This window comes from Flavobacterium akiainvivens (assembly GCF_001278115.1).
Taxonomy (GTDB): domain Bacteria; phylum Bacteroidota; class Bacteroidia; order Flavobacteriales; family Flavobacteriaceae; genus Flavobacterium; species Flavobacterium akiainvivens.
Genome location: NZ_LIYD01000005.1, coordinates 1,606,513 through 1,617,752, shown reverse-complemented (window position 1 = coordinate 1,617,752; position 11,240 = coordinate 1,606,513). Strand labels below are relative to the sequence as shown.

Genomic DNA, 11,240 nt, shown 5'->3' with positions numbered 1-11,240 from the left:
AAAAATATAGTAATAGTTATGAAAACAAAGATTTTAGCCTTTATGGCATTCGCTATACTGTTTACGTCTTGTTCGGATTTTCTGGACGAAGACCCTACAACGGCCCTTGCCGAAGCAGACGCGTTTTCGAAGATGGACTACATTGAGCCGCTTTTGCTGGGTAGTATTACCTCTTGGCGCAACCTGCAAAAAGACCGCCCGGGGCTTTATTTTAACCTGGGTACTGATGAGGCACAACAAGGCACATACCAGATTATTACCGATGCCAACCAGGCAGGTATTGACCTTTATAACGGCTTTTTAAGCCAGGAAAACAATGCTCTTGCCGGGCAGTGGAATGGCCGCTGGCCTATTGTAAACGTAGCAGCACTTGCTATTTTTTACCTGGAAAGCAATACTGAAGAAGACACAGCACGCCGCGATGTACTACTCGGTGAAGCCAGCTTTATAAGGGCAGTACTTATGTATGAGCTTGCCCGCTATTGGGGCGAAGTGCCGGTTAACGACAAGGCGCGCACACTGGAACTGGGCTTTGGCCGCCAGCCGCTTGATGTAGTGTATGAGCAAATTGTTACCGACCTTCAGCGTGCTGCCGAGCTGCTTCCTGCCACACAGGAAAACCGTTCGCTGCCTACAAAATGGGCTGCACAGGCCATGCTGGGTAAAGTATACATGAGCGCCCAGGAAGAATCAGGCTACCGCAATTATAACCTTGCTGCCGAGGCTTTCCAGGCGGTTATAAACTCAGGCCAGTTTAGCCTAACCAGCTCTTATTCGGCACTGTTTAACCCTAACACGCCTAATACTACCGAGTCTATTTATGAATGGCAGTTTAACAACACATGGCCTGATAACAACCAGATTCAGTGGCAAACCGGCTCGCGCGCGGTGGCAAACCTTGACCAGTATGCTTACTTTGGCGGGTACGACCTTATACTGCCTACACAGTACTGCTACAGGGATAAAGCAAACGGCGGTATCTGGGAAACCGGCGATACCCGTAAAAACGAGAGCATCCGTTATGATTTTACCTATCAGGGGCAAACACCTAACCCTCCTGCCGGTTTTGGCGGAGACGAGGTAGACCCGCACATTAAAAAATATGAAGACGTTCGCACACAGGGTTCCCAGTCTTTCTGGAACTCAGGCAAGAACAAGCCTTTCTTAAGGTATGCCGATGTGCTGCTTAGCTATGCAGAGTGCCTTAATGAGCTTGGGCAAACCGGCCAGGCCGAAGGCTTTGTAAACCAGGTGCGCACCCGTGCTTTTGGTGGCACGCTACCGGCCGGTATGGCATGGAGCGGTTTATCTGCACAGCAGTTCCGCGACCAGATACTGGATGAGCGCATGCGCGAACTGGCTTTTGAAGGCTGGAGAAGGATAGACCTGCTGCGCACCGGCAAACTGGTTCAGCTTGTAGGCACACGCAACAAGTGGGCACAGCAAAACGGTACTATAGCTGATTTTCACAACAGGTACCCTATACCTCTAAGCGAAATGAGCCAGAATGACGAAATTAACCCTGAGGACCAAAACCCGGGTTACTAAAAACTGAGTTTTTTCATTTTTTCATACTCCTGGGCCGTGCCCACAGCACCGCCCGGGATAACGTTGAGTTAGTTACAGTTTGGGTTATTGCCAAAACAGCCTGGCCACGGTGCAAAATTTGCGAGCATTTTGTATACTGAAGCCACCTGAAAAATTTGGCACACGTTTCGATTTGGGTAAAGCCTTCCGCTAAAAAGCGGGAGGCTTTATTTTTTTGCCTGATTTGATATTTCACACCGTAAATACAAAATCCGAAAGTGAAAAATTAAGCACTTTTTGGGTGTTGGCTGTAGGATTTTCTGCACTTAAAATGGTTTTTTGCTGTGCATAAATTTTCCCGCCAAAAAACTGCCGGTTTTTTATTTCAGCAAAACCCGAAATGGCTATTTTAGAATGGCTTACAAAAAAATAGCGACTTAAAAATGTAAATATCACATATAATTTCACGAAAAATTATACTATAAAGAAAAATCCTTGATATCTTTACATACAGTTTATATTAAATCCATACAAAATGAGCTATTACCAGGTACAGAGCCTTGAGCAATACTTTAAGCACTACAATAAATCAATACGCGAACCCCGCAAATTTTGGGATAAAATAGCCGACGAAAATTTTACCTGGTACCAAAAATGGGATAAAGTGGTTGAATTTGATATGCAGGAGGCTGATATCAAGTGGTTTATAAATGCCAAGGTTAACATTACCAAAAACTGTATAGACCGCCACCTTGCCCGCAGGGGAGAAAAAACCGCCATACTTTTTGAACCCAACAACCCCGGAGAGGAAGCCCGTCATATAAGCTATAACGAGCTGTATGCCGAAGTCTCTAAAATGGCTAATGTGCTTAGGGATCAGGGCATTAAGAAAGGCGACAGGGTGTGTATTTACCTGCCCATGATACCTGAACTTGCCTTTGCAGTACTGGCCTGCGCCAGGATAGGCGCCATACACTCGGTTGTTTTTGCAGGGTTTTCGGCATCTGCCGTGGCTGCAAGGATAAACGACAGCGAATGCAAAATGGTAATAACATCAGACGGTGGTTACCGTGGCAGCAAAACAATAGACCTTAAAGGTATTGTAGATGAGGCACTTAAAAACTGCCCATCGGTAGAAAAGGTACTGGTGGTAAAACGTACCAATGCCAATATAAACATGAAAGAAGGCCGCGACCAGTGGCTACAGCCGCTTCTTGATGAGGCTATGGCAAACAGTGTTGCCGAAATTATGGATGCCGAAGATCCGCTGTTTATTCTATATACTTCAGGTTCAACCGGTAAGCCTAAAGGCATGCTGCATACCACAGCCGGTTACATGGTATATTCTGCCTACACCTTCAAGAATATCTTTGCCTATGAGGAGAACGATATTTACTGGTGTACGGCTGATATAGGCTGGATTACAGGCCATTCTTACATACTTTACGGGCCACTTTTAAATGGCGCTACTACAGTGCTTTTTGAAGGGGTTCCGTCATATCCTGACTTTGGACGTTTTTGGGAAGTAATTGACAAGCATAAAGTTACGCAGTTTTATACCGCGCCTACAGCCATCCGCAGCCTTGCCAAGCAGGACTGGAAATGGGTAGATGGGCACGATCTTTCTTCACTTAAAGTGATAGGCTCTGTAGGAGAGCCAATTAATGAGGAGGCCTGGCACTGGTATAACGACCACGTGGGTAAAAAGAAGTCGCCGGTGGTAGATACTTGGTGGCAAACCGAAACAGGAGGCATCATGATATCGCCAATTCCGTTTGTAACGCCCACAAAACCAACCTATGCCACATTACCATTACCAGGCGTACAGCCGGTGCTTATGGATGAGCTTCGCAACGAAATAGAAGGTAACCAGGTAGTAGGCAGCCTGTGTATAAAATTCCCGTGGCCGGGTATAGCGCGCACCATTTGGGGTGACCACCAAAGGTTTAAAGATACGTATTTCAGCACGTTCCCGGGTAAATACTTTACCGGAGACGGTGCCCTGCGCGATGAAGTAGGTTACTACCGTATTACGGGTAGGGTAGACGATGTTGTTATTGTAAGCGGGCACAACCTGGGCACAGCGCCTATTGAAGATGCCATTAACGAACACCCATCGGTGGCAGAATCAGCCATTGTAGGCTTCCCGCACGATGTTAAGGGCAACGCGCTGTATGGCTTTATAACGCTTAAAGAGGCAGGCTCATGGCGTAACCAGGATAACCTTGTTAAGGAGATAAACGAACATATTTCCAGCCACATAGGGCCTATTGCCAAGCTTGACAAGATACAGTTTGTATCGGGCTTGCCTAAAACGCGTTCGGGTAAAATCATGAGGCGTATACTGCGCAAAATTGCTGAGGGCGACTTTAGTAATTTTGGCGATACAAGTACCCTGTTGAACCCTGAAATAGTTGAAGAAATTAAAAACGGAAAGGTAGAATAATTTCCTTTCCGCTTGTAAATAAGAGATTTACTCTCCCGTAGTGTATAATATAAAACTATTTGGTTTTAGGTTTATGCTGCCGGAGAGTATTTTGCTTTTAGCCGGAAGCGTAACTTTATAATCGTTACCAAAATTAATAATAACGGTTATATCCCTGCCGTTGTAGCTGCGGGTAAATGTAATCCTATCATCTTTAAAATCAAGGTTTTTGTAACTGCCATACTGTAAAACCGGCTGGCTGTTGCGCAGGGCTATAAGGGCTTTGTAGCGTGCCAGCATACTGTTTTTATCCTGCTCCTGCAGCGCTACGTTATTGGATGAATATCCTTTATTTACTGATATCCACGGTCTACCGGTTGTAAAGCCCGCACTTGCTGAACCATTCCACTGCATGGGGCTTCGTGATTTATCGCGGTTGTGGCTGTTGGCAATGGTAAGGGCTTCATTTTCAGTTTTTTCTTCGGCAATAGCTAGCTTGTAATGGGTTTTGCCTTGTATGTCTACAATTTCATCATAAGAGTTTGCCAGTATGTTGTGCATACCTATCTCTTCGCCATAGTATACAAACGGTACGCCGCGTGCGGTAAGCATCAAAGCTGCCAGCGCCATGGCTTTATCCGGGTTACCGTTGGCCAGCCTGTTCATCATGCGGGGCATATCGTGGCTGCCAAAGAACAGGGTTGGGTAGCTTTCCATTTGCTGCTCCATGCTATGCAACTCACTGAATATCTTTTGTGCCGAAAACTCAGCTATGCTGCCAAAGTTAAAATTAAACACCACATCCATCATTTCGGGCGACTGGTATTGCTTTAGTACTTCTACCTTATCGCTTCCTATTTCACCCACGGTAAAACGGTTAGGGTAGCTGTTTACAACGGCTTTAAGCTGCTTTAACGCGGCTTTTACACCCGGTTGGTTAATATCATACAAATGCTCCTGACTGCCGTTTTTAATGGGGTTATCTTGTAAAATACCATTGGTAGTCAGGAAATTGATGACGTCAAACCTGAATCCGTCTACCCCTAAGCTGAGCCAAAAACGCAGTACCTTTTCCACTTCGGCTACCACTTTGGGGTTAGACCAGTTCAGGTCGGCCATCGTTACATCAAACTTATGGTAATAGTATTGGTTGGTCGTTTCATCTAATTGCCAGGCTGTTCCGCCAAAAAATGACTCCCAGTTGTTGGGCTTGTCTTGCCAGATGTAGTAATCGCGGTAGGGGTTGTCTTTAGATTTTTGTGCTTCCTTAAACCACTCACATTCAGTAGAGGTATGGTTTACCACCATGTCCATAATTACTTTTATATCCCGTTTATGGGCTTCATGCAAAAAGTTTTTAAAGTCATCAAGGGTTCCATAAGTAGGGTCAACGGCATAGTAATCAGCTACATCATAGCCGTTATCTACCTTTGGTGATCTGAGGAAGGGAGTAAGCCAGATACCAGTAATGCCCAGTTCTTTAAGATAATCGAGTTTGCCGGTAATACCGTTAAAGTCGCCGTAACCATCCCCTTGGCTGTCGGCATAACTGGGCATGTATATCTGGTAAAATACGGTTTCTTTCCACCAGGTGTTTTCTTGTGCTACTGTATGTAATGCGCTGAAAATCATTAGTGAAACAAGAAACCTATTCATTATTTCTTAGCGTTATAGTCTACCACTACATTATTAACCAGCATTTTACTTCCGTTATGGGTTATTTTACCCTTGGCAGGAGCCATTACAATAACCGTCGAGCTTTTAGCCGGAATGGTAACTTTGGCAGAACCCTTAACTTTTTTGGCTACAAATGTGCCGGTAACGGTATCATAAAAGTCTACCTTTTGGCCTTTTGGTGGCGAAACAGTAATGGTTTTAGCCTCGTTATGAGGGTTGTAGTACAGATAAGTAGGGTAGGCTTCGTTTCGGAAAAAATCAGTAGCCAGCAGGTCAAGCTGCAAAATGCCCTCTACGTTTGTTTTTTGTATGATGCTGCCAAAGATGCCCACATGGCCGCTGCCGTACACGCTCAGCTGGCTTTCGGCAGGGTTTTGGCCCAATACCCATAGTGGCCCGTCGCCCTGTGCTACAGGGGCTTGTACGTTTTGATACTGGTCCATGTTTGATTTTTTGATGATGCCCTCATACGCTATCACGCCTTTGCTAACATCTGCCAGTTGCGGAATGGTTTCGTGCTCATCGGGCATATATTGAGGGTAAAAGAATTTAGAGGCATTGGCGGCATTAAGCATCCATTTACCCACGGCATTGGCATACGACTGATTGTAGCGCACCATAGGCACTATAGGCCAGGCCATATCATAGGTATTCATTAAAAAGCCATAGCCACCGCGGTCTACCGTGCTGCCCACCGTACCCGAAATGTCATAACCGTTCCAGTTGCCCACCAGCACGCCCCAGCCTTCGCGGCAAATGGCAGTGCCGTCAAAACTCCAGGCCAGCATTTTATCAATGTCGTATGTTTTACCTTCCTCGGCGTTTATGCGTGCGGCAAGGTAGGCGCCAAATGGCATAAGCAGCTCATATGTAGGGTTTATGGGTTGCGACTGCAACGCATTAAGTGCTGAAAGCGCGCCATCTAAATACTTTTTATCGCCAAATTTTTTATAAGCCGAATACAGTACCCACGCGTGCCCCGCAGCCGTGTCAGGCTGGGCACAGATGTTGTTTTTCATGGGCTGCATTTTGCCATAATCAAAAAACGAGTAGTCATAATTCCCTTTCAGGATAACATCGGCCTCGTAAAATTTATCGGCAATTGTCCTTGCCATTTGTTCCAATCCGGCCTCGTTGGGGTACTTTTCATAAATGGCATAAAACAGCAGGTTGGGGTACACGTCATACCACCAGTCGCGGCCGTAGCCACCGCCCAGGAGTGCCACTTCAGGGCAGGTGTTGTTCATCATGATGTTCCACCCGGTTTCGCTGTTAAAGTAGTTTTTAAGCATGGCCACATAGTTATGCCCGCGGTCGTTGGTTTTGTCTATGCCTACAAGCGTGGCGCCCAGGGTTGCGCCCATGTTCGCCAGCGCTTCATGAAACATCCCCTTATTGTTTGCAGGCCCCTGCCTTACGTCTCCTATAGCGGTATACATGCCCACAACATCCTGCGGGTAGTTTTTGTGCGATTTGTCTATCCACACCAGCGGCCAGAATTTGCCTTTGGCGTTAAAATCGAACACAGTTGTATTGAAGTTGTGCGCCAGGGTATTGTAGTCTATAATTTCAAAATGCGAAGGCATATCAGGCATTTGGTCAACACGCGGAATGTGTGTTTGGGTTACCTGTGCCGAAAGGCTGTAGGCAGATAGTAAAAATAAGTATAAGGCTTTAGAGGTCAATTTCATTTGTGTTTGGTTTTTAAATCAGGTTAGAAGCGGCTTCCTGCATTGCCTGTTCCGGTTCAACACCATCGGGTTCTGTGGCAATTTTGTTGCCCTGCTTAATAATGTTTTTGCTTATGAAGATAGAACATAACTGCAACAATGCAATAATGCCCACCGCATAACGTAGCGCAAAGTCTTCTGAAACAAAGTAAAACAGCAGCAGGAATGTAGCAGCGCCCATTAGCCTGCCTGCATACAGCCCGGCTTCGTGGTTAAGGATGTACACAAATTCGCCACGCTTTTCAATTTTAGAAACAATGTCTATAACACGCAACTGAATAGGGTAGTAGGCGAGGTCCATAAGCGGTTTGGCAATAAGCAGCAGCAGCAGGAACACAATAACGCTTGTCTGGTTAAACAGCGCCCCGTTAAGGCATGCACCCACGGCAAACAGCACAAGGCCTACCGAGAAGGTTTTAACCCTGTCAGACGGCTTGGAAAAGCGCCCTATAAAGTAAATAATAATCGCAGCCAGCACAGCGCCAATAGACTGAGCATTGCCCAGTGCGCCTTCTTCGCCTAAAATCTTGAAGATAAGCATAGCCGGTGCAGTAACCAAAAAGCCCTGTGCCAACCCCTTAAACATAGCAAGCGACAACAGCTTGTACCATAGCGGGTGGAACTTAAAGTAAATATATTTCTTCTCTGTCGGGTTTTTAAACCTGCCCCTGTAGCACACAGCCGATGCACACATGGTAATTACAAACACTACGCCTGTGATGATAACATAGGCATCGTGCTTGCCTTCCTCACCGGTTTTAGATTGTATAAACCAGCCTATGGCAACCGGTATTATAATGGCAATTAGGGTATAAAAAAACGTTTCGAGGCCGTAGTAGTAGTTACGGTTATCATCGTTAGTGGTAGATATGGCCAGGTAATCGCGGTTAGACCAGTACAGGCCAAACGACAGCCCCATGGTAATGCCCGCCACGCCTATGCCGGTAAGGCTAAGCGACTTGAGCGACATCATGATAATCATCGACACGCCGCTAAGCATCATGCCTATAGAGTACAGTTTCCTAATGTTCACGTATTTTAGCAGGAAACCGTTTATGAGGAAGGTAAGGGGTATGCCTGTATAAATAGCCAGCTGGTAAATAACCACTTTACTGGTGTCATCTGAATTGCGCATTATGTAAGCCGCCACAAAAATGTCTATAACGGGCTGTACAAGCGCATACACCAGGTTGGTTAAAACCAATATCTTAAAGTTGTGCGACTGGCTTTTAAAATGGTCAACCTCTTTTATTAGTTTCTTCAGCATTAGTTATATTTTAAAAGTGAGAGTATCTCTTTTACAGAGAATGTAGCACCACACACAAATTCATCGGCTGCGCCATAGTATAGGGTTAGCGTATCGCCGTCTTTGTCCAGAATATGCCCGTTTGTAAACACCACGTGGCCAAAGAAGCCTGTAAGCTCATATTCGGCAGAGGGCACCATAATAGGTTCTTCAGTCCTTGCCAGCACTTTAGAAGGGTCGTTAAGGTCCAGCAGTAGCGCGCCCAGGCAGTATTGGTGCTGTGCATTAGCCCCGTGATAAATTTCCAGCCAGCCTTTTTCGGTTTTAATAGGGGCGGCACCTGCGCCAATGCGCTTGCTATCCCACATATCTTTACGGGTGGTGGCTATGCATTTGTGGTTGCCCCAATGCACACCGTCCGGCGATGAGGCTATCCATATATAATTGCCGCCTATGTCTACGCTACTTGGGCGGTGCAGGGCATAAAACAGGCCGTTTACCTTTTCTTCAAAAATGGCGCAGTCTTTATTGTGCGCCGGGAAGATAAGCCCATGCTTTTCAAAGGTTTTCCAGTCGGTTGTAGTCCTTAAGCCCACACCCACACCCGTAGGCGATACCGATGTAAACGTAAGGTAGTACGTGCCATCAATTTTGGTTACACGACAGTCTTCTATGCCAAAGGTTTCCTGTATGCCTTCGCCCACAAGCCTTGGGTAACCTTCGGGCTCGTAAAAATTAATACCGTCTTCGCTGCACACAAGGCGCAGGTGAGACAGGGTGGTAAGGTAATCAGCCCCTTTATAGTTTATTACACGCGCATCGCTGGCATCAAGCTCCGGGTGATGTTTTTCAATCTCAATAATTTCTATGCCGCCGGTTTCCGTTAGTACGGGGAATGATATAACATCATCCTGTTGCTCAGGCCTTTCGGCTACCCGCACAATAAGCCAGGTTTTGCCGTCAAACTCAAAAGCACCGGGGTTTAAAAGGCAGGTAATTTCAAGCCCTTCGCGGCTTGGTTGCAGGTTAGATGGCGATAATAAAGGGTTTTGTGTAAAGCGTTTGGCAATGTCTTTCATTTGGGAATATTGTTGTCTTATCCGGGTGGCCCGGTGCCGGTTACAGCCGGCGCCCGGGCACTAACCCAAACAAGTAATTAGTAACCTTCGTTTTGTGTTAACAGTCCGGCAGAAGCATCTACTTCGCTTTGCGGAATAGGGTATAGCATGTGCCTTGGCAGGAAGTTTTTGCCATGTGCCTGCATTACCTCTTGTGCTATGCCCCAGCGCTTAAGGTCGAGCATACGCTGGTTTTCAAAGCCCAGTTCTACCCTTCGCTCATGTATAAGCCACTCTTTAACGGTAGCGGCATCAGCCCCGGTAGCCCTGTCGGGCAGTGTACCGGCAGGCACGGCATTTCCGTTGGCATCTACGCCATTCCTGGCTCTTTGCCTTACCTGGTTTATAATGGCAACGGCACCGGCAGTATCGCCTGTTTCAAGAAGTGCTTCGGCTTTCCACAGTATGGCATCAGCATAACGTATGTATACTTTGTTGTTAGGGGCGTCATCATTACCCTCGTTAGCGCCGTTAAGGCTGCCCAGCATTTTGTTTACATTTTGGTTTGGCGCGTCTACGGTATACAGCAACCTTGGGTCATTTGTTTCAAAAGCATTCAGGAAATCAGTGCTTGGCGCAAAGAAACCCCAGCCCAGCGGTGCACAAATACCGTTACCGCGGCGCGGTGTAGCATTAGTCTGGTGGTCAAACGAGAAGATAACCTCATTATCATTATATTCGGCTGTAAAGCTTTGAAAATAGTTGCTGTTAAGGCTAAAGCCAAGGCCAGCAAGCTGGTCTACAAGGCCCGGAACTGCATTCCAGTTTTCTGTATACAGCTCTGCTTTGGCAAGCAGCGCTATTGCAGCACCTTTAGATGCACGCCATTTTTCGCTTTCAGATGAATATTTGCTGTTAGGCAGTAGCCCCATGGCAAGGGTAAGGTCGCCTTTTATCTGTGCCCAGATATCGGCGGCAGGTACACGCACGGCTACATCAAAGGCTTCCTGGTAGCTTTCTACCGGCCTTAATATCAGCGGTACATCGCCAAAATTTGTAACCAGCGAAAAGTAGTAGTATGACCTTAAAAAGTAGCCTTCCCCTAACAGCTGGTTTTTTCTTTCGGCGCTAAGCCCCGGCACTTCCACATCCGGGTTGGTAAGGATATTCATGGCTATGTTAATCCTTTTTATACCCTCGTAGTTGTACTTCCACAGGCCGTTTGGCCCCCCGTTAGTAGATGTAAAGGTAAAATTGTTCAGGTCGTCCATCCATGGCTGGTCGCCGTCTATAACCCATTTTTTTTCCATGTCGTCAGATGCTATATCCTGCATTACATAGTCGTTCTGGAAAACAAGGCCACCGCCCCAGTCCCAGTCGGCCAGTATGTTAAGCCTGTTAGACAACATTTCATAAGATGACCTTACTGCCGTTTCTACAGTGCCCACGGTAGGGGTGGTATTTACCTGGTCCTGCGTTACAAGGCCTATAGGGTCTTTGGTAAGCTCGTCTTCACACGCGGTTAATGATAGTATACTTATTAGTATTCCGGTCTTTATATAATTTTTCATGATAGC

General features: G+C 46.4%; 7 protein-coding genes. 2 read left to right on the top strand and 5 right to left on the bottom strand.

Annotated features, from left to right (window positions below; genetic code table 11):
• Nucleotides 1-18 precede the first annotated feature (18 nt).
• Together AM279_RS07145 and acs are read left to right on the top strand one after the other, a co-directional pair.
• Nucleotides 19-1,548 (top strand): RagB/SusD family nutrient uptake outer membrane protein, encoded by a 1,530-nt coding sequence (locus AM279_RS07145; protein ID WP_054407095.1) that lies wholly within the window; start codon nucleotides 19-21, stop codon nucleotides 1,546-1,548.
• Nucleotides 1,549-2,062: 514 nt separating this feature from the next.
• Nucleotides 2,063-3,973, top strand: a complete 1,911-nt coding sequence (acs, locus tag AM279_RS07135) for an acetate--CoA ligase (protein WP_054407092.1) — start codon at nucleotides 2,063-2,065, stop codon at nucleotides 3,971-3,973.
• 27 nt (nucleotides 3,974-4,000) lie between these two features.
• On the opposite strand, the gene AM279_RS07130 is transcribed toward acs, so the two are convergent.
• The 5 genes from AM279_RS07130 to AM279_RS07110 all read right to left on the bottom strand — a co-directional run bounded on the left by AM279_RS07130 (nucleotide 4,001) and on the right by AM279_RS07110 (nucleotide 11,234).
• Nucleotides 4,001-5,608, bottom strand: coding sequence for an alpha-glucosidase (locus AM279_RS07130; protein WP_054407090.1), 1,608 nt, complete (start codon nucleotides 5,606-5,608; stop codon nucleotides 4,001-4,003).
• A complete protein-coding gene (locus AM279_RS07125; RefSeq protein WP_054407088.1) occupies nucleotides 5,608-7,320 on the bottom strand; it encodes a hypothetical protein in 1,713 nt (570 codons plus the stop codon). Before AM279_RS07125 ends, AM279_RS07130 begins: the two co-directional genes overlap by 1 nt.
• 13 nt (nucleotides 7,321-7,333) lie before the next feature.
• On the bottom strand, nucleotides 7,334-8,626 hold the full coding sequence (locus AM279_RS07120; RefSeq protein WP_074961580.1) for an MFS transporter: 1,293 nt from the start codon (nucleotides 8,624-8,626) through the stop codon (nucleotides 7,334-7,336).
• Nucleotides 8,626-9,684: a glycoside hydrolase family 130 protein gene (locus tag AM279_RS07115; RefSeq protein WP_054407087.1), complete on the bottom strand. Its 1,059-nt coding sequence runs from the start codon at nucleotides 9,682-9,684 to the stop codon at nucleotides 8,626-8,628. Before AM279_RS07115 ends, AM279_RS07120 begins: the two co-directional genes overlap by 1 nt.
• Nucleotides 9,685-9,761: 77 nt before the next feature.
• Nucleotides 9,762-11,234 carry a RagB/SusD family nutrient uptake outer membrane protein gene (locus AM279_RS07110; protein ID WP_054407085.1) on the bottom strand — a complete coding sequence of 491 codons (1,473 nt, stop codon included), beginning with the start codon at nucleotides 11,232-11,234 and terminating at the stop codon, nucleotides 9,762-9,764.
• Between the last annotated feature and the right edge of the window lie 6 nt (nucleotides 11,235-11,240).